General features: G+C 53.8%; 22 protein-coding genes, 1 rRNA gene and 1 pseudogene. 4 read left to right on the top strand and 20 right to left on the bottom strand.

Features of this window, described 5'->3' with window-relative positions; translation table 11 throughout:
- The 7 genes from ABRZ26_RS17125 to ubiD form a co-directional block, all read right to left on the bottom strand.
- Positions 1–81, bottom strand: a 16S ribosomal RNA gene (locus ABRZ26_RS17125); the annotation flags it as partial.
- Between the two features lie 384 nt (positions 82–465).
- Positions 466–1005 carry a menaquinone-dependent protoporphyrinogen IX dehydrogenase gene (gene hemG / locus ABRZ26_RS17130; RefSeq protein WP_319605368.1) on the bottom strand — a complete coding sequence of 180 codons (540 nt, stop codon included), beginning with the start codon at positions 1003–1005 and terminating at the stop codon, positions 466–468.
- Between the two features lie 19 nt (positions 1006–1024).
- Complete coding sequence (gene trkH / locus ABRZ26_RS17135) at positions 1025–2476, bottom strand: Trk system potassium transporter TrkH (protein ID WP_319605369.1); 1452 nt, start codon at positions 2474–2476, stop codon at positions 1025–1027.
- A 41-nt stretch (positions 2477–2517) separates the two neighbouring features.
- On the bottom strand, positions 2518–3132 hold the full coding sequence (locus ABRZ26_RS17140) for an IMPACT family protein (RefSeq protein WP_319605370.1): 615 nt from the start codon (positions 3130–3132) through the stop codon (positions 2518–2520).
- Positions 3132–4463 (bottom strand): Xaa-Pro dipeptidase, encoded by a 1332-nt coding sequence (gene pepQ, locus ABRZ26_RS17145; protein ID WP_319605371.1) that lies wholly within the window; start codon positions 4461–4463, stop codon positions 3132–3134. The genes ABRZ26_RS17140 and pepQ overlap by 1 nt, the downstream gene beginning before the upstream one ends.
- Before the next feature lie 191 nt (positions 4464–4654).
- On the bottom strand, positions 4655–5356 hold the full coding sequence (gene fre, locus ABRZ26_RS17150; protein WP_319605372.1) for an NAD(P)H-flavin reductase: 702 nt from the start codon (positions 5354–5356) through the stop codon (positions 4655–4657).
- Between the two features lie 53 nt (positions 5357–5409).
- Entirely contained in the window at positions 5410–6906 is a 1497-nt protein-coding gene (gene ubiD / locus ABRZ26_RS17155) for a 4-hydroxy-3-polyprenylbenzoate decarboxylase (RefSeq protein ID WP_319605373.1), read from the bottom strand.
- A 195-nt stretch (positions 6907–7101) separates the two neighbouring features.
- On the opposite strand from ubiD, the gene rfaH reads away from it, so the two are divergent.
- On the top strand, positions 7102–7590 hold the full coding sequence (gene rfaH / locus ABRZ26_RS17160) for a transcription/translation regulatory transformer protein RfaH (protein WP_319605374.1): 489 nt from the start codon (positions 7102–7104) through the stop codon (positions 7588–7590).
- A 37-nt stretch (positions 7591–7627) separates the two neighbouring features.
- On the opposite strand, the gene hemB is transcribed toward rfaH, so the two are convergent.
- The 12 genes and pseudogenes from hemB to ABRZ26_RS17220 all read right to left on the bottom strand — a co-directional run.
- On the bottom strand, positions 7628–8650 hold the full coding sequence (hemB, locus tag ABRZ26_RS17165) for a porphobilinogen synthase (protein WP_319605375.1): 1023 nt from the start codon (positions 8648–8650) through the stop codon (positions 7628–7630).
- Between the two features lie 17 nt (positions 8651–8667).
- Positions 8668–9450 (bottom strand): 3'-5' ssDNA/RNA exonuclease TatD, encoded by a 783-nt coding sequence (gene tatD / locus ABRZ26_RS17170; RefSeq protein WP_319605376.1) that lies wholly within the window; start codon positions 9448–9450, stop codon positions 8668–8670.
- 107 nt (positions 9451–9557) lie between these two features.
- Complete coding sequence (gene tatC, locus ABRZ26_RS17175; RefSeq protein ID WP_319605377.1) at positions 9558–10310, bottom strand: Sec-independent protein translocase subunit TatC; 753 nt, start codon at positions 10308–10310, stop codon at positions 9558–9560.
- Between the two features lie 3 nt (positions 10311–10313).
- The gene (gene tatB / locus ABRZ26_RS17180; protein WP_319605378.1) at positions 10314–10838 is read right to left on the bottom strand and encodes a Sec-independent protein translocase protein TatB; all 525 of its coding nucleotides are present in this window, start codon (positions 10836–10838) and stop codon (positions 10314–10316) included.
- Positions 10839–10841: 3 nt separating this feature from the next.
- Positions 10842–11099: a Sec-independent protein translocase subunit TatA gene (gene tatA / locus ABRZ26_RS17185; RefSeq protein WP_319605379.1), complete on the bottom strand. Its 258-nt coding sequence runs from the start codon at positions 11097–11099 to the stop codon at positions 10842–10844.
- Positions 11100–11180: 81 nt separating this feature from the next.
- The gene (gene ubiB / locus ABRZ26_RS17190; RefSeq protein ID WP_319605380.1) at positions 11181–12821 is read right to left on the bottom strand and encodes a ubiquinone biosynthesis regulatory protein kinase UbiB; all 1641 of its coding nucleotides are present in this window, start codon (positions 12819–12821) and stop codon (positions 11181–11183) included.
- Entirely contained in the window at positions 12818–13426 is a 609-nt protein-coding gene (gene ubiJ, locus ABRZ26_RS17195; RefSeq protein WP_319605381.1) for a ubiquinone biosynthesis protein UbiJ, read from the bottom strand. The genes ubiB and ubiJ overlap by 4 nt, the downstream gene beginning before the upstream one ends.
- A 12-nt stretch (positions 13427–13438) precedes the next feature.
- A complete protein-coding gene (gene ubiE, locus ABRZ26_RS17200; RefSeq protein WP_319605382.1) occupies positions 13439–14194 on the bottom strand; it encodes a bifunctional demethylmenaquinone methyltransferase/2-methoxy-6-polyprenyl-1,4-benzoquinol methylase UbiE in 756 nt (251 codons plus the stop codon).
- A 140-nt stretch (positions 14195–14334) separates the two neighbouring features.
- A complete protein-coding gene (gene rmuC / locus ABRZ26_RS17205; protein WP_319605383.1) occupies positions 14335–15867 on the bottom strand; it encodes a DNA recombination protein RmuC in 1533 nt (510 codons plus the stop codon).
- Positions 15868–16128: 261 nt separating this feature from the next.
- On the bottom strand, positions 16129–17502 hold the full coding sequence (gene argH / locus ABRZ26_RS17210; protein ID WP_319605384.1) for an argininosuccinate lyase: 1374 nt from the start codon (positions 17500–17502) through the stop codon (positions 16129–16131).
- Positions 17503–17563: 61 nt separating this feature from the next.
- Positions 17564–18337 carry an acetylglutamate kinase gene (argB, locus tag ABRZ26_RS17215; protein ID WP_319605385.1) on the bottom strand — a complete coding sequence of 258 codons (774 nt, stop codon included), beginning with the start codon at positions 18335–18337 and terminating at the stop codon, positions 17564–17566.
- A 52-nt stretch (positions 18338–18389) separates the two neighbouring features.
- Positions 18390–18494, bottom strand: a pseudogene (locus tag ABRZ26_RS17220) (N-acetyl-gamma-glutamyl-phosphate reductase); the annotation flags it as partial.
- Positions 18495–18599: 105 nt separating this feature from the next.
- Between ABRZ26_RS17220 and argE the strand changes: the two are divergent.
- Together argE and ABRZ26_RS17230 are read left to right on the top strand one after the other, a co-directional pair.
- Positions 18600–19751, top strand: coding sequence for an acetylornithine deacetylase (gene argE / locus ABRZ26_RS17225; RefSeq protein WP_319605386.1), 1152 nt, complete (start codon positions 18600–18602; stop codon positions 19749–19751).
- Between the two features lie 58 nt (positions 19752–19809).
- Complete coding sequence (locus ABRZ26_RS17230) at positions 19810–20523, top strand: GntR family transcriptional regulator (RefSeq protein WP_249231761.1); 714 nt, start codon at positions 19810–19812, stop codon at positions 20521–20523.
- 7 nt (positions 20524–20530) lie between these two features.
- Here the strand turns inward: ABRZ26_RS17230 and ABRZ26_RS17235 are convergent, their stop codons facing one another.
- Positions 20531–21730: an enolase C-terminal domain-like protein gene (locus ABRZ26_RS17235; protein WP_319605387.1), complete on the bottom strand. Its 1200-nt coding sequence runs from the start codon at positions 21728–21730 to the stop codon at positions 20531–20533.
- 322 nt (positions 21731–22052) lie between these two features.
- Here ABRZ26_RS17235 and ABRZ26_RS17240 point away from each other — a divergent pair, with 322 nt between their 5' ends.
- A complete protein-coding gene (locus tag ABRZ26_RS17240) occupies positions 22053–23423 on the top strand; it encodes a PTS transporter subunit EIIC (protein WP_319605388.1) in 1371 nt (456 codons plus the stop codon).
- Positions 23424–23585: the final 162 nt, after the last annotated feature.

Below are 23585 nucleotides of genomic sequence, written 5' to 3' on the forward strand. Positions count from 1 at the left end.
TTCTTCCCGCTGCCGCTCGACTTGCATGTGTTAGGCCTGCCGCCAGCGTTCAATCTGAGCCATGATCAAACTCTTCAATTTAAGATTTGTTTGATTCGCTAAGTTAATAGCTGTGCTCAAAGAATTAGTAACTGTTCATTCGTAATGAATTTACTGCTAGTCACTCTTCAAGACTTTTTTATATCGTCAGCCGATAGGTCTTGTGAGTGCCCACACAGATTGTCTGATTAAATTGTTAAAGAGCAGTGCCACGTCATCCCGTGGCGCGGGCCGCATATATTATGCAATTCCGCTGTGAAGTCAAGTGATTATTGCCTGGCTTCTTACTGTCGTCACAACCGCGTAATCGCCGTTGCCGTGTCAGTGGGAGCGCATTATAGGGACTTCTGCGCAGGCCGCAACAGGTAATTTGCATAAAAATGATTGAGTGCGTTTTTTTTCGGCGATCCGCCGGGAAAGGCAACGCTATGTGCTCTTTTTAAGCGTTAATTGCCCAAATTCATGAGCGAAACGCGTTACCTGATCCCAATCGGTGTATTCGACTTCTTTGCTGCTATCCGTCTCTCCGCCGGTCATGTGCATAATCAATTGGATCATAATGCGATCAAACCATCGATAGCGGGGATAACGCAGCGCACCCGCGAATACGCCGCACAAGTCTGGCTCCCACGGCGAACTCAACAAGAATTTGCGCGTATAGGCGTTCGTCTGCAACGTGCGCTTTTCTGGTTTCCGCGCCGTTAAATTTACGGAAAAGAACGCGCTGGGCATTTGCCGCAGACGCGTCAGATGCCGCTGAATAAACTTATTCACCGCCGGATTAAAACGTCCGTATCGCACCGATGCGCCGATCAGGATCCGATCGTATTTAGTCAGGTCGATATCATTCGCACTTAGCAAGCTAATGACATCACACTCCAACGCGCCTTTTAGCGAGTTGGCGATATAAGAGGCTATCTCTCGCGTCTGCCCATCCTTACTGGAAAATAATATCAAAGCTTTCATTGCACTATATCCGCCTGTTTTATTCCCGCCAGAACGTCGGCGTAAACAAGACTAAAAGAGTAAATACCTCTAAACGTCCGAATAGCATTGTCAGGATCAATATCCACTTTGCCGCATCATTCATCGAAGTAAAGTTGTCCGCGACGACACCCAGCCCCGGACCTAAATTATTCAGCGTCGCGGCGACGGCGGCAAAAGCGGAGAAATCATCCACCCCCGTCGCGATAACGGCCAGCATACTGACGATAAAGACTAGCGCATAGGCGGAGAAGAAACCCCAGACGGCTTCCAGTATCCGCTCAGGCAGCGCGCGATTGCCCAATTTTATGCTGTATACCGCGTTAGGATGAACCAGCCTTTTCAATTCACGCGAACCTTGCAGGAAAAGCAGCAGAATACGAATGACTTTCAAGCCGCCCCCGGTTGACCCGGCACAGCCGCCGATAAACGCGGAGCACAGCAGCAGCACCGGCAAAAAAAGCGGCCAGGAAGCAATACTATCCGTGGTGAAGCCCGCGGTTGTGGCCATCGACACAACCTGGAAGAAAGCCTGATTTAGCGTTTGCATGCCTGTCGCATAGACGTTGTGAAACCACAACACCACGGTACACACCGCGACCAGCGACATCTGAACATAGATGAACATACGGAATTCAGGATCGCGCCAGTAAACCTTGATGCTACGTCCGCTCAGCACCGCGAAGTGCAGACCAAAATTACAGCCGGAAATCAGTAGAAATACCGCAATAATGGTGTTAATCGTCGGGTTGTTAAAATAGCCGATGCTGGCATCGTGGGTAGAAAAACCGCCAACCGCAACCGTTGAAAAACTATGGCCGATCGCATCGAAAGCGGGCATCCCCGCCAGCCAGAGTGAAACCGCACAGGCCGCAGTAAGCATCACGTAGATCAGCCATAGGGTTTTCGCCGTATCGGCGATCCTGGGACGCATTTTGTTATCTTTCAGCGGTCCCGGCATTTCGGCGCGATAAAGCTGCATCCCCCCGACGCCAAGGATAGGCAGGATAGCCACGGCCAGAACGATGATCCCCATCCCCCCAAACCATTGCAGCATTTGTCGATAGAACAGAATCGCTTTGGGTAACGAATCCAGCCCGACCAGCGTCGTCGCCCCCGTGGTGGTTAGTCCGGAGAAAGACTCAAAAAAGGCGTCAGTGACGCCGAGGTTCGGGTGTTCCGCGAAGAGAAAGGGAAGCGCGCCCACGCTGCCCAGCACCGTCCAGAATAATACGACGATCAGAAATCCTTCCCGTGATTTCAACTCATGCTTTTGTTTACGGTTTGGCAGCCAAAGCACAATGCCGATCGTCAGTGCGACCAGAAAAGTTTGAGTGAAAGCCCGCCCGGCGCCATCACGATAGATCAAGGCCACCAGTCCTGGGATAAACATCGTCCCGGAAAAAAGGATAACCAGCAGACCCACAATTCGGGTTATGGCGCGCAAATGCATTGCAAAGAATTCCTTAAATGATTCATAAAACAGCGTTGGGATTATTGTGAAACTGGCAATAAATGCAACGAGCCACGGCTGATATCACGCAATCTCATGGCCGCTTCATCAACGCGCCCAAGGGGAATAGACACGCTCAATGTCACTTCCGCACCGAAGTCGCTATGCAGAATCCGACCGCCAAGATGGTATATCAGCGATTCAACCTGAGGTAATAATGAATAATCACAGCGTAGGCCATATTCTTTCTGTAATACTTTTTCTTGCAGCGATACCGCTTTCAGCGCTTGCTGGACGCCGCCGCCATAAGCCTTCACCAGCCCGCCGGTACCCAGTTGGATCCCGCCGTAATAACGCACAACGACGGCGGTAATCTCGCCGATGCCGCTCCCCATCAACTGCGCCAACATGGGTTTCCCGGCTGTCCCCGAAGGCTCGCCGTCATCAGAAAATCCAAGCTGCTGGGAATCGTCAGGCGCGCCGGCGACATACGCCCAACAATGATGTCTGGCCGTGGGGTGCTGCTCCCGGGTCTGCTGAACAAAATCTTTTGCCGCATCAATGCCATTTGTCGGCGCCAGTAGAGTAATAAAACGGCTTTTCTTGATTTCCTCACTCACGCTGACCGGCGCTGCGGGTACCGGATAAGCCTGCATCAGGACAGCTTCTGGTCGCGCGTCATATTTTCAATACGCTGCTCATGGATAACGATATTATCTTCAATGCGAATACCGCCGAAGGGTTTTAGCGCATCAATCCGCTTCCAGTCAAAATGGCGGCTGAATTGACCCGCCCGCCAGGGCTCAAGCAGCGAATCGATAAAATAAATACCGGGTTCAATCGTCAACACCATGCCGGGCTCAAGTATTCGGGTACAGCGCAAATAGGGATATTGCGGCGGTGCGGCCAGTTGGGCGCCCTGATCATCCTGCATAAAACCGGCGACGTCATGTACCTGTAACCCCAGCAAGTGTCCCAGACCATGCGGCAGGAATGGCGCGGTTAAACCGTTCTCCACCATCGCCTCGGCGCTGATCCCATCAATCAGCTGATGTGACTTCAACAAGCCGGCAATACGCTGATGCATTTGGATATGGTAATCGGTATAGCGCACGCCGGGCTGGATCTTATCGATGAGGGCCAGCTGTTCCTGATTCAGATCTTTCACCAACGCGGCAAATGCGTTATCGCTCTGCGTGGAATAGGTTCGGGTCAAATCGGCCGCATAGCCGTTATATTCGGCGCCGGCATCGATCAGAAAACTACGCACATCCGACGGCGCCTGATGGTCCAACTGGGTATAATGCAGCACCGCGGCGTGTTCATTGAGCGCCACGATGTTGCTATAAGGCACGTCGGTATCACGGTGACCTGTGGCCGTCAGATAAGCCAGATTGATATCGAACTCGCTCATGCCGGACAGAAAAGCCTCATGCGCAGCGCGATGGCCGACAACCGCGGTTTTCTGCGCTTCACGCATGCAGACTAACTCGTAGTCCGTCTTATAAGCGCGATAGTAATGCAGATAATCCAATACGCCCTGGGGATTAATGTTTTCGGCATCAATACCCAGCGCCAGCGCTCTTTGCGGGGCATAACCGAGGTAAGCGACGCGCCGACGCCCGGCCGGAAGTTGTTTTCCAATATCATCGGCATTGCGCAGAACCGAGATGTCCACCTCGTCAGTCCAGAAACTTTCTGGCATGGGCGCGACGTTGTGCCAGTAATCCACCGGCGAATAGAACCAGAGTTTCGGCGGGTTGACGCCGTCGACCCATAACCAGCAATTCGGCACCTGGGTTACCGGCACCCAGGCTTTAAACTGCGGGTTAACTTTAAAGGGGTAGTCGTGATCGTCCAGAAATACCGTTAATAATTCACCGGAATGAATCAATAATGCGTCGAGCTGGTGGCGCGCAAGAATGGCTTGAGTGCGTTGCTGTAACGTAATCAGATGATGGTGGTATAAAGAAGCCAGCTTTTCCATAGGTATCCCTGTTTGTCGCTGCACGATGCCTTCATTTTAACACAGCCGCCATTCAACGACAGCGCCGGACACTTTGTGCGCGCGCCAGGATTTCCGCCACGCTAATCCATCTGATGGAAAGCCTGTGTGCATTGGCAAGGGACAGGGGATGATGACCGTCAAACCCCGCGGACTATCACGCGGGGGTTTTCTTAGATAAACGAGAAAGCGTCGCTGAACATATGCGCCGTCAACGCACCGCGCTCATTGCAGAAGCGCTCGCGGGCAATCTTCGCCATTTCAAAACGACCGGCGATATAAATGTCTTGCTCGGCTAATGAACCGTAATCCTGTAGTACCGCGCTTAATACGGTACCGGTTCGTCCACGCCAGCCTTCTTCCGGTTGTTCAACCACCGGGATCACTTGCAAATTGGCATACTGCGTCGTCAGCGCTTCCAGTTCGCCGAGATCGTAGAGGTGTTTGGTTTCCCGCCCCCCCCAATAGATCGCGATATCGCGCTCCGGCCGCTGAGCCAGCGCCGTCAGCAAAATCGAGCGCACGTAGGAAAAGCCGGTGCCGCCGGCAATCAACACCAGCGGACGCTCGCTCTCTTCGCGCAGCCACGCTTCACCGTGCGGAATATCCACCGTCAGCGTTTTCTCTTGCAGAATACGCTCCATCACCGCCATGGCATAAAGATTCAGCTCAGAAGCGCCGATATGCAGTTCAATAAAATTCGTCTCCATCGGCGTGGACGCCATAGAGAAAGGACGCTTATCCCGCTCGTCCATGACGACCATCAGGTACTGACCGGCACGAAAAGAAAAGGGCGCCTCAGGTAATAAACGAACCCGATAAACCGTATCGGTTATTGCTTCTACCAAAGTCACGTTACAGCTCAATGTCGTCATGCATTCCCTCTGTAGGGTCATAAAAGCAATACTGGGAACAGAGCAACAGCAGGTTAGCGCCGGGGTTCTCTGTCACTGAAAATGGCTAATTCATCCCATATGGCATCAACGCGCGCGCACACCTGAGGATCTTTTTTGATCGGATGTCCCCACTCGCGTTGTGTTTCGCCCGGCCATTTATTGGTGGCGTCCAGCCCCATTTTGGAACCCAAACCGGAAACCGGCGAGGCAAAATCCAGATAATCTATCGGCGTATTTTCCACTAATACGGTATCTCGCGCCGGATCCATGCGCGTGGTGATCGCCCAGATAACGTCTTTCCAGTCACGGGCATTGACGTCGTCGTCACAGACAATAACAAATTTGGTGTACATAAACTGCCGCAAAAAAGACCAAACGCCCATCATGACGCGTTTAGCGTGACCGGCATATTGCTTCTTCATGGTAACGATCGCCAGACGGTAAGAGCAACCCTCTGGCGGCAAATAAAAGTCGACTATCTCCGGAAATTGCTTTTGCAAAATAGGCACAAAAACTTCATTGAGCGCGACGCCCAATACGGCGGGCTCATCCGGCGGACGTCCGGTATAGGTGGAGTGATAAATCGCGTCGCGCCGCTGGGTGATATGCGTCACCGTAAAGACCGGGAAACTATCGACTTCATTGTAGTAACCGGTATGATCGCCGTAAGGCCCTTCCGGCGCCATTTCCCCCGGTTCGATATAACCTTCCAGCACCATTTCCGCACTGGCCGGCACTTCCAGATCGTTGGACAAACATTGCACGACCTCGGTTTTATGGCCGCGCAGCAGACCGGCAAAAGCATATTCGGATAGTGTATCGGGAACCGGCGTGACCGCCGCCAAAATCGTTGCCGGGTCGGCCCCCAACGCGACGGCGACCGGGAAGCGTTGCCCCGGATTTTCCTGACACCATTCCTGAAAATCCAGCGCGCCGCCGCGATGCGACAGCCAGCGCATAATCAGCTTGTTTTTGCCCAGCAACTGCTGCCGATATATCCCCAGATTCTGCCGTTCCTTATTCGGCCCGCGGCTCACCGTCAGCCCCCAGGTCACCAGCGGCGCGGCATCTTCCGGCCAGCAGTGCATGATCGGTATCCGGCTTAAATCGACGTCTTCGCCCTGCCACACCTGTTCCTGACAGGGAGCCGAAGACAATCGTTTCGTCGGCATATTCAATACCTGACGGAATTTAGGCATTTTATCCACCAGATCGCGGAACCCTTTCGGCGGTTCGGGCTCTTTAAGAAAAGCCAGCAGTTTACCGACATCACGCAATGCGCTGACGTCTTCCTGCCCCATTCCCATGGCGACGCGTTTTGCCGTGCCGAACAAATTGCACAGAACCGGCATGCTGTAACCTTTCGGATTTTCAAACAGCAGCGCCGGGCCATCCGCACGCAAGGTACGGTCGGCAATTTCCGTCATTTCAAGATAGGGATCGATAGGCTGGTTAATGCGTTTTAATTCTCCCCTCGCTTCCAGTAGCGAGAGGAATTCGCGTAAGTCACGATATTTCATGCTGATCATCGGCGCTGTCTGTGGAACTGGTTATTATAAAGTCTCTTCTGCGGCCTGTCGCTTCTTAGTGCGGCTATTTTGCGGCGGCATTCGCCCGCGCTTCTGGGTACCTTGAAACCGATATCAGCAATTTCTTAAGAAAATTTTTTTATCCGGGTCCGCTTTTGTTATGCTGACCCACCGGAATCATAAGTCTGCAAAATTATGGAAGCTTGGTACTTACTCTATTGTAAACGTGGTCAATTGCTGCGGGCGAAAGAACATTTGGAACGCCAGGATGTTGCTTGCCTAAGTCCGATGATTACACTGGATAAAATCATACGCGGCAAACGTACCGAGGTCTGCGAACCGCTGTTTCCGAACTATCTGTTTGTCGAGTTCGATCCCGAACGCATCCATACAACCACCATCAGCGCCACGCGCGGGGTCAGCAACTTCGTGCGCTTCGGTAATTTCCCCGCCACGATCCCCCAGCAGGTGATCGATGACCTGATGCAGCATCCGCCGGAAGGCATTACCGACCCGCAAACGCCGCAGCCAGGCGATGAGGTCATGATTACGGATGGGATTTTTACCGGCTTGCAGGCCATCTATACCGAGCCGGACGGGGAAGCCCGTTCCATGCTGTTGCTGAATTTGCTGAATAAGCAGGTTCGTCAGAGCATTGATAACCGTCAATTCCAGAAAATGTAATCGTCAGGCGCGGCGAACGCCGTCCTGACGAAACTAATCAACGTTGCGAATGCTGCTCATGCAGCCATTGCGCGACGCGCTTGGCAAAGTAGGTCAATACGCCATCGGCGCCCGCGCGTTTGAAACACAGCAAGGACTCCATCACCAGCGGCTTTTCCTGTAGCCAACCATTCTGAATGGCGGCCATATGCATCGCATACTCCCCGGAAACCTGATAAGCGAAAGTCGGCACGGCAAACGTATCCTTCACACGCCTGACCACGTCCAGATACGGCATTCCCGGTTTCACCATCACCATATCGGCCCCTTCCTGAAGATCCTGGGCGATCTCCTGTAAGGCTTCATCGCCGTTGGCGGGATCCATCTGATAGGTCTTTTTATCCCCGCCCTTCAGATTACCGGCCGATCCCACCGCGTCGCGGAATGGGCCATAGTAACAAGAGGCGTATTTAGCCGAGTAAGCCATAATCTGCGTATTAATCAGGTTTTGCCTTTCCAGGCTCTCGCGGATCGCGCCGATACGCCCGTCCATCATATCGCTGGGCGCGATAATTTCCGCGCCGGCCTCGGCGTGCGACAGCGCCTGACGCACCAGAATATCTTTGGTGATATCGTTAATGACGTAGCCTTCTTCATCGATAATGCCGTCCTGCCCGTGCGTGGTATAGGGGTCGAGCGCAACATCCGTCAACAGACCCAGCTCCGGCACAGCATCTTTTAACGCGCGAACGGTGCGCGGAACAAGGCCGTCCGGGTTATAGGCTTCCTCGGCATGCAACGATTTTTTATCCGCTTCGATGACGGGAAACAGCGACAGCACCGGAATGCCAAGCCTGGCGATTTCCTCAGCTTCTTTCACCAGCACGTCAATAGTCATGCGGTATACGCCCGGCATCGAGGGAACTTCCTGCTGACGATTATTGCCTTCCATGACAAAAACAGGATAAATCAGGTCGTTAACCGTCAGTTGGTTTTCAGCGACCAGACGGCGGCTGAAATCATGACGACGAATGCGGCGCATGCGCCGACCGGGGAACTTACCGGGAAAAGCAGTGCTCATATCATTATTCTCCTGAATCAAACCAGCCGGAAAACCCGGCGGGCGTTTTCATCTGTTTTTCGTCCCAACCATGCGGCATCTTCTTCACGCCAGGCGGCGACCTGACTGACAATATGCGGGAGAAAACAGGATTCGTTACGACGGGATGCAGGCTTAGGACTTAAATCCCGGGGCAGCAAATACGGCGCGTCGGTTTCCAGCAACAACCGATCGCACGGAATATGTTTCAATAATGCACGCTGCTCAAGCCCCCGGCGTTCATCGCAGACCCAGCCGGTGATGCCGATCATCAACCCGACAGTCAGACATTCATCAAGCTCGCGGCGATTGCCGGTGAAGCAATGCAATACCGCCGCGGGCAACTGGTCCAGCCAAGGCGTCAGCAGGGATAGAAAACGCGGGTGAGCCTCTCGGCAGTGCAGAAAAACGGGCATGGATAACTCGGCCGCCAGCGCCAGTTGAGCGCTGAATGCGCGTTCCTGCTGCTCTGGGGAGGAAAAGTTGCGATTAAAATCAAGCCCGCACTCACCGATGGCGACGACGGCCTCGGATTGCGCCATCTGGCGGATCTGCTCGGCGGCTGAATCATCCCAACCGCTGGCGTCATGCGGGTGAACGCCCGCGGTAGACCAGCAGTAATCCGGATATGCCGCCGTCAGCGCCAGGGCCTGACGGCTTTCCCGAATATTGGTTCCCGTCGCCAGCATCCCGCTGACGCCGGCCTGTTTGGCGCGCGCGATCACCAGTTCCCGGTCTTTCGCAAACTGAGGGCTGGTTAAATTGACTCCGATATCAAACATTGGCTAGTTACCCGTCTATCGCTACAGTGATACCGCCGCAGGAGGCGCACAAAAAACAAAACCTCTCAAAGAGAGGCTATTTACTTTCAAAGACAGGGAGCCATTTCTTACGGCGCAGGCTCTTCTGTTTCCGCACGACGACCTTTACCCACATAAAACCGGGAGAAAAACACGCCGATTTCAAACAGCATATACATGGGAAGCGCCAGCAAGGTTTGCGAGAAAACATCCGGCGGCGTCAGCAACATACCGACAATAAAAGCCCCGACCAGCATATAAGGCCGTTTCTTTTTCAGATCCTCCGGCGTCACCACCCCGCTCCAGCACAGCAACACGATCGCAATAGGCACTTCAAATGACACGCCGAACGCCATAAACAACGCCATGACAAAGTCCAGGTAGTTGTTGATATCGGTCGCAATCAGCACGCCCTCGGGCGCCGTTTTGGCGAAGAAGCCGAATGCCAGCGGGAAAACAACGAAATAGGCAAACGCCATACCGGCATAGAACAACAGGCTGCTGGAAACCAACAGCGGCATCATCAACCGGCGTTCATGCTTATACAGCGCCGGCGCGACAAACGCCCAGACCTGATACAACACCAGCGGCGCCGAGACAAACACCGAAACAATCATGGTGAGCTTTATCGGCGTGAAAAACGGCGAAGCCACATCAGTGGCGATCATACTGGCCCCTGCCGGCAGCTTTTCAATCAGCGGGGCCGAAACCAACTGGTAAATGTCATTAGCAAAGTAAATCAATGCCAGAAACACCACCAGCACACAAATAATACTGTTCAGCAACCGCTTGCGCAGTTCGATCAGATGACTAATCAGCGGTTGGGTATCTTCAGCGGTCATAAACTAACGATCATCACTTGGTTGACGGGCAGAAACGGCAGGAGACTGCTCAGGTTTGATTTTGTTATCCACCACCGGGACAGGCGCAGTCCGGTTATCCTCAGATTCATGACTGACCGCAACCGGCGAGGGCGTTTTTTCCGCCTCAATCACGCCGTCATGCACCGCCTCGGGATCGTTCAGCGGCTCATAAGACGTCGGTTCCGCGGTCTTCGCCTCATTCTGCGACGATTGCTCGCCATAGCCGCGTTTCATCGCTTCCGCCGCTTCCTTCAGCTCGTCCATGGAAGCTTTCAACTCCGGCGACAAATTTTGCAGGCCGGCTTTTTCCACTTTCTTGAGGCTGTCCTGCAACTCCTGTAGCTTCAGTTCCTGCGACAGCTCATTTTGAACCGTGGACGCCAGCGAACGCAGGGTTCTAATCCACCCGGCTACGGTCCTTACGGCTACCGGCAAACGTTCTGGTCCAAGCACGACCAAACCGATCACCATGACTAATAGCAGTTCACTAAACCCAATATCGAACACCGATTATACCTGCTCTTTATGCTGGTTCTTTGCGTCATCCTTCTTGGCTTCAGGCTGTTGGTCTGCTATCGATTTAGTCGCAAAATCAGCGTCCTGCTGAGCTTTATCAGCGGCAGACGGCTGCTCGTCGCCCATCGCCTTTTTAAAGCCTTTGATGGATGCGCCGAGATCGGAGCCCAATGTCCTCAGCTTGTTGGTCCCAAACAGTAATACAACGATTACTGCGATGATCAACAAGTTCCAAATACTAATACCGCCCATAACGTTTACCTCTTTCAAAAAGGGGGTCACCAAGATTACCCCCATTATAGAAGATAATCTTGCTATGCATTATGATCTGCTTCAACGAGTTCGCCGCCAGCCGATAACCCAGGCGACAACCCCCGCGGCCATCAGACCAGAAGGTATAACATCCGCTTCCACGTGGCTGACCAGCAACAACGTACCGCTGATTAACAACGTGGCGCCGATTCCCAGCAGGTAACGGGATTGTCCCTGTCTGACATGCTGCGTGCGCAGTTCATCAGCCAGTTTATCCACACTCTGCCGTAATATGCGATGCTGGCGTAAACCGTCATAAAACAATTCGGGAATATCCGGCAGTTTTTCCGCCCAGAACGGCGCTTTTTCTTTCAAGGCCCGAACCATAGCCGGCAAACCGACCTGTTCTTTCAGCCAATTTTCTAAAAATGGTTTGGCCGTTTTCCAGAGATCCAACTGCGGATAGAGCTGGCGTCCAATCCCTTCGATATACAGCAGCGTTTTTTGCAACAGCACGAGCTGGGGCTGAACTTCCATATTAAAGCGGCGAGCCGTGTTAAAGAGGTTCAATAATACATGACCGAATGAAATTTCCGCTAACGGCTTTTCAAAAATCGGCTCGCATACGGTACGAATCGCGAATTCAAAGTCTTCGACGTTGGTATCCGCCGGCACCCAGCCTGAATCCACATGCAGCTCAGCCACTTTACGGTAATCCCGATTGAAGAACGCAATAAAGTTTTCCGCCAGATAGCGCTTATCTTCTTTATTCAGCGAACCGACAATGCCGCAGTCGATACCAATATACTGCGGATCTTCCGGGTGTTCGTCGTTAATGAAGATATTGCCGGGATGCATATCGGCATGAAAGAAACTGTCGCGGAACACCTGCGTAAAGAAAACCTGCACCCCGCGTTCCGCCAGCAACTGCATGTTGGTCCCGTTGGCTTTCAGCGTTTCAACGTCGGAAACCGGAACGCCATAGATGCGTTCCATCACCAGCATACGCTCACTACAGTAGTCCGGATACACTTCGGGAATGTACAGCATGTTGCTATCTTCGAAATTGCGCCGCAGCTGAATCGCATTCGCCGCTTCACGCAGCAGATTCAGCTCATCAAGCAACGTTTTCTCATATTCATGCACCACTTCCCGCGGGCGCAGGCGTCGTCCGTCCGGCAACAGCCTCGGCAGCCAGCCCGCCAGACGCTTCATAAGACGGATATCAGCTTTGATCACCGGTAAAATATCAGGCCGGATAACCTTGATAACGATCTCTTTGCCGGTCTCTTTCAGACGCGCGGTATGAACCTGGGCGATAGATGCCGACGCCAGCGGTTTCACCTCGAAATCATCAAACCACGCCTCCAGAGGAACGCCGCCCATCGACAGTTCGATTTGTTTGCGCGCCAGCATGCCATCGAAAGGCTCGACCCGATCCTGCAACATCGCCAGTTGATCGGCGATCGCCGGCGGGAACAGATCGCGCCGCGTCGACATCATCTGGCCGAACTTGATCCATACCGGGCCAAGTTCCTGCAATGCCAAACGTAAACGCACGCCCAACAGCTTATCGGGATGCCGATTGGGCAACCAGAACAGCAAACGGCGGCCAAAGCGCAGCGGGATTGTCAGGCGCATCCTGGGAATGAGCTCATCCAGACCGTAGCTGAGCAAAACGCGCGCGATGCTGTAAAGCCGAATCAGTTCACCGGGCATCATCGTGAGATCTCCAACTTCGCCAGACGCTCAGACAGCTTCTCGGCTGATTTATCCAGTGCGGCGACCTCATCCTGGAACCAGGCATGTTCCAGTTTTCCCGGCGCGAGACGCCATTCTTCGGTCAACGTTTCGGACAAAATATGCTGCTGCCGGCACAAAAGTCGGTTGAATGCGCCCAGCGTTTTTTGCGCCGTCTGGCTTACCCCTTGCGCGACAATATCCCCCAGATAGGGCGCCAGCCATTCCGCCGGATCAAACTCGGCCAAATCAAGCAGCCCGATAAGCTGCTGCGCAACCTGGATATCGCCTTCTATGATCAGATCGCCGCTGCGCATCAGCGAAGACAGGTGTTGCCTATCGCGCAGCTTCATCAGTACCGCTAAACGCGTCTTCAGCCGGCAATCGGCGCCATCTTCCCATTGGCTCAACACGTCAAGCCGATGCTCGCTAAAAACGAGCACCAGCGGCATATCCAGTTCAGCCAGTTCGATTTGCAGCGTTTTTCCAGACAGGCGCTGGCGCGCCGCCTTCATACTGCGGTCACGAAACAGCAGCTGATTCAACGCGGTTTCCAGCGCGGCTGTCAGCACAGACGTTATCAGCATTGGCATTTCCAATCAGAATTTAAAACCACGATGCAGCGCAACAATCCCACCGGTAAGATTGAAATAATTCACGCTATCAAAACCCGCGTCGGCCATCATTCCTTTCAGCGTTTCCTGATCGGGATGCATACGGATCGATTCCGCCAGATAGCGATAGCTGCCGGCGTCGCGCGCCACCATTTCCCCGATTCTCGGCAGAACATGGAACGAATAGACGTCGTACATTTTGCTTAACGGCTTCAATACCGGTTTAGAGAACTCCAGCACCAGCAGACGTCCGCCCGGCTTCAATACGCGATACATGGAACGCAGCGCTTTTTCTTTATCGGTGACGTTACGCAAACCAAAGGAGATAGTGATGCAGTCAAAGAAGTCATCCGGGAACGGCAGCTCTTCCGCATTAGCCTGTACGTAGCTGACATTATTGATAATGCCTTTGTTACGTAATTTTTCGCGCCCGACCTTCAGCATGGAAGCATTGATATCGGCCAAAACCACTTCGCCTTCATCCCCCACGATGCGGGAGAATTTGGCCGTCAAATCGCCGGTTCCGCCCGCCACGTCCAGCACGCGTTGTCCGCGCCGCACGCCGCTGCACTCAATGGTGAATCTTTTCCAGATACGATGGATGCCGAAAGACATCAGGTCATTCATCAAGTCATATTTTGCTGCTACAGAATGAAAAACATCGGCCACCATGACTTCTTTTTCATCCTTGGCGACAGTGCGAAAACCAAAGTCGGTTGTTTTCTCCTGCTCATCTGCCATCTTATCCGCCTACTATTTTGTCAAATATCGAGTCTATTCTGTTAGTGGAAGAGTGTAACAGACCCATATAAAAAGCCCACCGCCTAATACGACAACAGACTCAGGGCGATACCTTTATTCAGTCCGCGCGACAGAAACGCCTAGTGATGTTCCGAGGGCGGATCTGACGGGTCAGCGCCGGCATCTTTCGTCGCGTTCGACTCGGTCAACGCATCCCCGGCGTTCTGCTCATGCGCGGTGGCCCGATCCGCCAGCGACGGGCTGATTGGGCGTTTTACTTCAACGCCCAACGCACGAAACCCCTCGGCCTGGCCAATCAGGTTACCACGCCCGGAGGAAAGTTTATTCATCGCCTGGCGATAGCTACCCTGGGCTTTATCCAGACTTTGGCCCAATGACGCCATATCATCGACGAACAGACGCAGTTTATCGTACAACCGCGCGGCCCGTTCGGCGATCTGCTGCGCGTTGCGGCTCTGTTGCTCATACCGCCACAGATTATTGATAGTGCGCAACGCCACCAGCAATGTCGTGGGGCTAACCAGCATAATATTGTGTTTCAGCGCTTCGTTGATCAACTCGGGCTGACGATCGATGGCCACCAGAAACGCAGGTTCGACGGGAATAAACATCAGCACATAGTCCAGAGAGCGCAGCCCCGGCAGTTGCTGGTAGTCCTTGCCGCCCAGCAGGCGAATATGCCCGCGCACGGAGAGCAGATGATCGTTCAGCGCGGCCAGACGCTCGGCCTCATCTTCGCTATTAAAATAGCGTTCATAGGCCACCAGCGACATTTTGGCGTCAATCACCACATCCTTGCCCTGCGGCAAACGGACTATCACGTCAGGCTGCATACGATTGTTGGCGCCGGTCTGCACGCTGACCTGCGTCTGATACTCATAGCCTTCGCGTAGCCCGGAGGCTTCCAGCACGCGGCTGAGCACCACCTCGCCCCAGTTGCCCTGCGTCTTGTTATCTCCTTTCAGGGCTTTGGTGAGGTTAATCGCTTCGCGCGCCATCTGCGCATTCAGCTGTTGCAGATTACGGATTTCATGCGTCAGGGTATGGCGCTCGCGGGCTTCGGCGCCGAAGCTATCCTGAACCTGACGCCGGAATCCATCAAGCTGTTCGCGCAGCGGCATCAATAAACGATCCAGACTTTGTTTGTTCTGTTCATCCACTTTACGGCCGCTGTGCTCAAAAATCCGGTTGGCCAGATTTTCAAACTGCGTGGTTAAACGCTGTTCGCTGTTCATCAGCAGACGCTGTTTCTCTTCGGCCGCCATGCGCGTCTCTTCCAGCCTGATAGTGACCTCCCGCAGTTCCGCTTCCTGGGCGCTATTCACCTCGCGCAGCGCGCGCAACTCCTGATTTAACTGCGCGCACTCCTCGCGCAGTTGCGCCAGTTGCCGTTGCTTTTCCTGGCCGGCCGCCAGCTGGCCGTGGGCGTTACGCAACGCCAGCTCATTGTCACGCAATTGCTGCTCATACTGTTTTTTTGCCTGCTGACTGTCGCTCAGCAGTTGCTGGGTTTGCTGTAGCGATTGCTCAAGCAACCGTTGTTCGGTCTCATGACGGGACTGCCGCCGCTGGAACGACAGGCTGGCGATAAGCCAGCCGACCAACAGACCGACAAGACCGCCGCCCACGCCATAAAATATGCTGATATCCACTGCGCCTCCACTGGCCGTCACTGCTGCCCGTCAAGGTAAATTGATACTGTATGGATGTCCAGAGACAATTCCGCTCATACAGGGATTTAGGGGGAAACACGGAGAAAAAAAGCGGGAAATGCGGGCATGATTCAGATTTATCAGGCAAATATTGCGGGCCGGTACAGGCCTCAGGTCGCCGATGCGTCGGCGTTGTCGCCCGGCCCATCCCTGGGCCGGGCCTCGTCGCAACCGCCGCAAGCGGCGTTCAACGCAGCGTCATCAGCTCAGACGTTGTTTCGCCTCATCGATGGCTTTCGCGACCTGCTGGGGCGAAACACCCCCTTGTGCGGCGCGTTTATCCAGACAAGACTGCAACGACAGGATGGGATAAACATCATCGCCAATCACGGCGCTGAACTGCTGAAGCTCGGCCAGAGACAGCGCTTCCAGCGCTTTGCCCTGACGAATGGCTTCCACAACCGCTTCGCCGACGATATGGTGGGCTTCACGGAACGGCACGCCTTTCGCAACCAGATAATCCGCCAGTTCCGTCGCGTTCGCATAACCCTGCTCGGCCGCTTCCCGGCAACGAGGACGTTTCACCTGAATGCCTTCCAGCACCAGAGCGGCCATCATCAGGCAGTCATGCCAGGTATCCAGCGCATCGAACAAGCCCTCTTTGTCTTCCTGCATATCCTTGTTGTACGCCAGCGGCAACCCTTTCAGCGTCACCAGCATGCCGCTCAGCGCGCCCTGAACCCGTCCGCATTTACCGCGGATCAATTCCAGCGCATCCGGATTCTTTTTCTGCGGCATTAACGACGACCCCGACGTCACCCGATCGGAAAGCTCGACAAACGCCGATTCGCCGCTGTTGAAGAAAATCAGGTCTTCGGCGAAGCGGGATAAATGCACCATGCCGATAGCGGCGTCAGACAGCAATTCCAGCACGTGATCGCGGTCGGACACCGTATCCAGACTGTTGCGCGTGGCGGAAGCGAAACCTAACCAGCCGGCCAGTTGCTCGCGATCGATAGGATAAGCCGTACCGGCCAATGCGCCGCAGCCCAGCGGACTTACGTCCAGGCGCGTCAGCGTATCGGCCAGCCGGCTTTCATCGCGCGCCAGCATTTCGTGATAAGCCAGACACCAGTGGGCGAACGTCACCGGCTGGGCGCGTTGCAGGTGCGTGTAGCCCGGCATCACGGCGTCCTGATTCGCTTGTGCCGTGGCGACCAGCGCCTGACGCAATTGACGCACCGCCTGTTGCAGTTCGGTCACCTGCGCTTTGCACCATAGTTTAAGGTCGGTGGCGACCTGATCGTTGCGGCTACGTCCGGTATGCAGCTTTTTGCCCAGATCGCCGACTTTTTCAATCAGCTGCTGTTCAACCCAGCTGTGAATATCTTCCGCATCGCTTTGCAAAATCACTTCAGGATCGGCCTGAACCTCGGCCAACAGCGCGTTCAGCGCCTGCTCCAGATGCTGCTGTTCTTGCTCGCTCAGCACATTGACGGTAACCAGCGCTTTCGACCAGCCAATGGAACCAATAATGTCCTGCTCTGCCAGACGGTAGTCGAACCGCAGTGAGTCATTGAACTGTTTAAAACGCTGATCTGCCGCCTGACTGAACCGACCGCCCCACAAAGCCATAACCATTACTCCCAAAATCAAATAAACATCGGTATGGCATCATGCCATACCTCAAAATTGCTTACGCTAAAATACGCGTACCGATAGCCACGCCGTTGAACAGCGCAGGCAGTTGATCGGCATGGCGCCAACTGGCGATATCCACCGGACGACCCAGCGCGCGCGCGGCATCCAGCGCCGCGTTAACCTTAACAATCATGCCGTCGGTAATGATACCCTGCGCGATCAGTTGCTCCGCTTTTTGCGCCGTCATTTCCTCAATGCGCTGACCTTTGCCGTCCAGAATGCCGCTCACGTCGGAAAGCAGAATCAGGTCCGCCCCCAGCGTCTGCGCCAGCGCGGTGGCGGCCTGATCGGCGTTGACGTTCATCAGCTCGCCCTGATCGGTCATCCCGATAGAGCTGATGACCGGCAGGTAGCCCGCGGACAGCAGCGTATTCAGCAACGCGGGCGAACCGGCCGCGGCTTTGCCGACAAAACCCAGTTCCTCGTCCAGTTGCGTCACCTGGGTGCTGCCGCCATCCGCCAGACACAGACCGACCGCGTTAATAGCGTGCTTTTTCGCCCACGACAGCAGCGTTTTATTCGCCGAACCCGCCAACGCGCCGGTAATAACGTCGATCTGGTCGGCGGGGGTGACGCGCAGGCCATTTTTCTTCACGACCGGCAGCGACAGTTTTTTCATCAGATCGTCAACCAGGCATCCGCCGCCATGTACAATCACAAGCGGGCGCTGATGTTGCTGACGATAGGCAACCAGTGCGGTGAAGAGGCGTTCCAGCGCTTCTTCGCTATCCAGTAAAACGCCGCCTAGCTTGATAATTAACGGATTCATTGTTTTCTTCGCGCCTCAGAATGGTAAATAGTCATCAAAATAAAGACTGGGTTAACGGTTTAACCGGCAAATCGGTGATGCCCTTCAGCGACGGCAAAGCGGCAAGCAATTTTCCTGCATCTACACTTTGCGCTGAAACGGCTAAAGCGGTTATGTTCCTTACCAAGGATACCTCAAGGTTTCCTTTTGTTCAGCATTATTGTATTTTTATTCAAAAAAAATGCATGAATATTGATACTATCCTAACCAGAGGCTGTCAACTGTGAAGATGAAATTACCCCCGTTTATTGAGCTATACCGGGCGTTGATCGCAACGCCGTCCATCAGCGCGACCGACAGTGAACTCGATCAAAGTAATCAGGCGTTAATCAATCTGCTGGCCGGCTGGTTTACTGATTTGGGCTTTCATGTTGAAGTTCAGCCAGTACCCGGCACCCGACATAAATTTAATATGCTGGCCAGAATAGGGGAAGGAAAAGGTGGCCTATTGCTGGCGGGGCATACCGATACCGTACCCTTCGATGACGGACGCTGGACGCGCGACCCTTTCACGCTGACCGAACACGATAATAAGCTGTACGGTCTGGGTACGGCCGATATGAAAGGATTCTTCGCGTTTATTCTTGATACGTTGCGCGACCTCGATGCGACGAAACTGACCAAACCGCTGTATGTTCTCGCCACCGCGGATGAAGAAACCACCATGGCCGGCGCCAAATATTTTGCCGAATCCACACAGCTCAGGCCGGACTGCGCCATTATCGGCGAGCCGACCTCGCTGCAACCGGTACGCGCCCACAAAGGCCATATGTCCAGCGCGATACGCATTCAGGGCCAGTCCGGACACTCCAGCGATCCGTCGCGCGGCGTTAACGCCATCGAACTGATGCACGACGCGATCTCCCATCTGCTGGTGTTGCGCAAAACCTTGCAGGAACGCTATCACAACGCCGCGTTCGCCATCCCCTATCCGACCATGAATCTGGGCCATATTCACGGCGGCGATGCGTCGAACCGTATCTGCGCCTGCTGTGAGCTGCATATGGATATCCGTCCGCTGCCGGGCATCACGCTCAACGATCTGAACGGCCTGCTGTCGGACGCGCTGGCGCCGGTCAGTCAGCGCTGGCCGGGACGGCTGACCATCAGCGAGCTGCACCCGCCGATCCCCGGTTATGAATGCCCGGCGGACCATCATTTAGTCTCGGTGGTGGAAAAGTTGCTGGGTACGCAAACCGAAGTCGTCAATTACTGTACCGAAGCGCCTTTTATTCAAGAGCTCTGCCCGACGCTGGTGCTGGGGCCGGGATCGATCGATCAGGCGCATCAGCCGGACGAATTCCTCGATACCGCTTTTATCAAACCGACGAGAGAATTAATTTCGCAGATGATCAAGCATTTCTGCCACCCGTAACCCTGCGACTTGCGGCCTTATCCATCCGCAAAGCGGATAAGGCCGTTTGAGAGAACCAATGAAGAAAAAAGATTTTATCGCCCAGGATCTGTTAAGCAAAATCTATCAGCACAGCGACCCGCTGCCGGAAAAGCTGCCGCCGGAACGCCAGTTGGCCGAAGAATACGGCGTGTCGCGCTTCACGATCCGCAACGCATTGGAAAAGCTCGCCAGCATTGGCGCGATTTCTATGGTACAGGGCGCGGGGAACTTCATTAATCAGGGCGTGCGCGGCAATCCGCTGGTCTATAACTCCATTACCGAAAAGAAATTCAACCAGATTTCATTCCGTTTGCTCAGTCTGCATAAACGCTGCCCGAATCGGGAAGAGCAGCAGATATTCGCCCTCCCCCGGGATTCCTTTATCTGGGAATTCCGTCGCCTGCGCTATGTGGATAAGCGCAAGGTGCAGATTGAGATATCGACCATGCCGGCGGCTGATTTCCCTGATATCAATCAAAAGATTATTGAGAGCTCCATCCAGCAGTATGTGCTCAGCAAAGGCTACGCCATTTCCCATTCACTGACGCATTATCAGGCCGTCACCGTGAATAAAGCGCAGGCTGAACTGCTGGACTGTAAAAAGGGCATTGCCGCCATGCATATTATCAACCGGGGGATCCTGCAAGGCGGCCGGGTCTATGAGTCCAGCGACATTATTGATATCAACTATTCCTGCGCCTATGTCATTCCCTTCAATCAGGATAACCTGACGTTCCGCCAGTCCCCGTGATCGCCGCCTACGGCGTGTGAATGGCGCCGTCCGGCAACCGGCTCTGCGTCCACTCATGCGGGCGATAGACGACCGGAAACCGGCGGGCCTCTTCCAGATTGATACCTACGCCGATCCCTGGTTTTTCAATAGGATATAAATAGCCATTCTCCGGCTCGACGGCCTCCGGGAAAACCCTGAGGGTATTGGCGGGATAATCGACAAACTCCTGGATCGCGGCGTTATGCAGATGAATATTCAGATGAACATTCACGGCGGCGCCGATCGGCGTCATGTCCGGCGGACAGTGCCACGCCAGCCGCACGCCGAAATTCTGGCAAAACGCCCCCAGTTTCAATGCCGGCGTGATGCCGCCGATCTGCGAGACGTGGCAACGAATGAAATCAATTCGCCGGTTGATCACCAGATCCTGCCATTCGGCCGGATTATTGAACAACTCCCCGGTCGCCAGCGGCACCGCGCTCTGGCTGCGAATCTGCGCCAGCCAGGCGTTCTGATCGGGCGGCAGGATATCCTCAATAAAATAAGGATGATAGGCTTCAACTTCTTTCGCAAATCGCACCGCCTGATGGGGGAAAAGTCGCTCATGCACGTCATGCAGAATATGAAAGCGGTCTTCATATTTTTCTCTCAGCGCATGAAACATGGCGAGGGTGTCGGTGATGTATTGATCCTGATCGTAATAAGCGCCGTCCGTCGGCTGCCGCGTACCATGCTGTAAGGCGGCGTTGCCGCCATAAAAACCCAACTGGCAGCGAATATGACGGTAGCCGCGGGCATAGAGCCGCTCCACGTCCAGAAACAACCCGGCCAGCGTATCGCTCGCCGCATGACTGTATGCGACGACGGCATCGCGGGATTTACCGCCGAATAGCTGATAGAGCGGCATATCGGCCAGCTTGCCCTTGATATCCCAGAGCGCCATGTCCACGCCGGCCACCGCATTATTGATGACGGGGCCGTTTCGCCAGTAGGCGTTAACCCTCATCATATGCCACAGATCTTCGATATTATTGGCGTCCCGCCCGACCAGTAACGGCTTGAGATATTCATCAACCATGGCTTTTACCGCCAGCGGACGCTGCTGGAAGGTCGCACAGCCATAACCCGTTATGCCTTTATCCGTACTGACGATCACGGTAACCAGATTATGTCGGTCGGGCCGGGTGACCAAACATTCAATATTGGTAATTATTGTCGGCAACACAAAAGTATCCTCCAGCGTTTCCGGCCTGAATAGAAAAAACAGGCGGATAGGCAATATCAAAAACCGTTTCTTTTTTGCTTTCTACTGCCTTTTTTTCGCCTTGTAAACGACTTAATGCAAAAGAATTATTTTGGTTTGAAAAAATGATTTAATTACCCAAAAAACCATACCAATTATCGATTTTATAAAAAATAACTCAGTTTTAAACTGATGTTGTGATGTAGCTCATGATTTATTGGTTTGTTTTTACTTAAGGAGAAACCTACTATCCCAGTAAATAATTCGGTCTAAAATACATGAAGGCCAAGCGAGGGATTTATTTATGGGGAAAAATGAAGTAATTCAGTCGATCATTAACCTAGTCGGCGGAAATAAAAATATCAATAAAGTCTGGCACTGTATGACTCGCCTTCGTTTTGATCTGATTGATGATAATAAAGTTAACGCGGAAGAAATTAAGGCGTTGCCGGGAATATTAGGCGCGCAAAATCAAAGCGACCAGTTTCAAATTATTATTGGCCCGCAGGTGGAAACTTATTACCAGGCTTTAGTGGCGATGCTATCGCCATCGACGACCGACGCCGAGACGCAAAAGAACAAAAAAGGTCTGATATCCCTGTTTATGGATACCGTCTCCGGCGTATTCGGCCCCATCGTACCCGCCATCGCCGGCGCAGGGATGATCAAAGGACTGCTGGCCGGGCTGATCGCGCTCAAAGCGATCTCCGCCCAGTCCGATACGGTGATCGTGATCGATCTGATCGCCAGCGGCGTGTTCTATTTCCTGCCCTTTTTCCTGGCCGTCTCCGCCGCCAAAATCTTTAAAACCAATGAATATCTGGCGGCGGCCATTGCGGCCTGCCTGATGTACCCCTCGCTGATGGAAGCCGCCAAAGCGCTGGCCGGCCATAGTCCGGACGCGGTAAGCGCCTTCTACTTCCTTGGGGTTATTCCGGTTTCCGTCTTTAACTATTCGGCCAGCGTTATCCCGGTGATTTTCTCCGTGCTGGCGCTGAGTTACATCCATCGCTGGGTAGACAAAATTATGCCGTCGGTGTTGAAAACGGTGTTTACGCCAACCTTGACGCTGTTCATTACCGCGCTGGTCTCGTTGACGCTGATCGGGCCGCTGGGGATCTATCTCGGCAAATTACTGGCGCTGTTTATCCAGAGCCTGTTTGATATATCATCCATTTTTGCCGGTTTTGTCGTCGGAGCAATCCGCCCGGTGGCGATTCTGACGGGTATGCATCATGCCATGACGCCGATCGCGCTACAGAACTTCAGCGATCAGGGATTCGATATGCTGATGCCGATGATGTTTATGGCGAACATGGCTATCGCCGGCGCGACGTTCGCCATTTATTTCCATGCCAAAAGCCGGCAGGATAAATCCATCGTTCTCTCCGCCGGCGTGTCGGCGCTGCTCGGCATTACCGAGCCAGCGTTATTCGGCGTGCTGACCAAATATAAGAAGTCCTTTATCGCCGCGACCGCGGCAAGCTCGATCGCCTCCGCATTTATCGCGTTCTTCGGCGTACGGCTATTCGGCTACATTTTATCCAGCATTTTCAGCCTGCCGGCTTACATCGGCCCGTATTTCATCTTCGCCGTTTCCGGCGTCATCATCGCGCTGACGCTGTCCTTCACGCTGACCTATGCGTTGGTCGTCAGACAGACCGCCAGGCCATAATTCACTTTCCGGGGCATTCGTGCCCCGTCTTCCCGCCCCAATACCTGCGTCTATTGTGAAGATAAGTAAAAAAAGTTAAGGATAATAAGAGTTTTTGCTGTTTTTATAGCAATAGATGAATATGTTTTTCATTCGCGCATATCGGCATCGTCCACGCTTAGC

Source organism: Brenneria sp. L4-2C (assembly GCF_040240335.1).
Classification (GTDB): Bacteria; Pseudomonadota; Gammaproteobacteria; order Enterobacterales; family Enterobacteriaceae; genus Brenneria.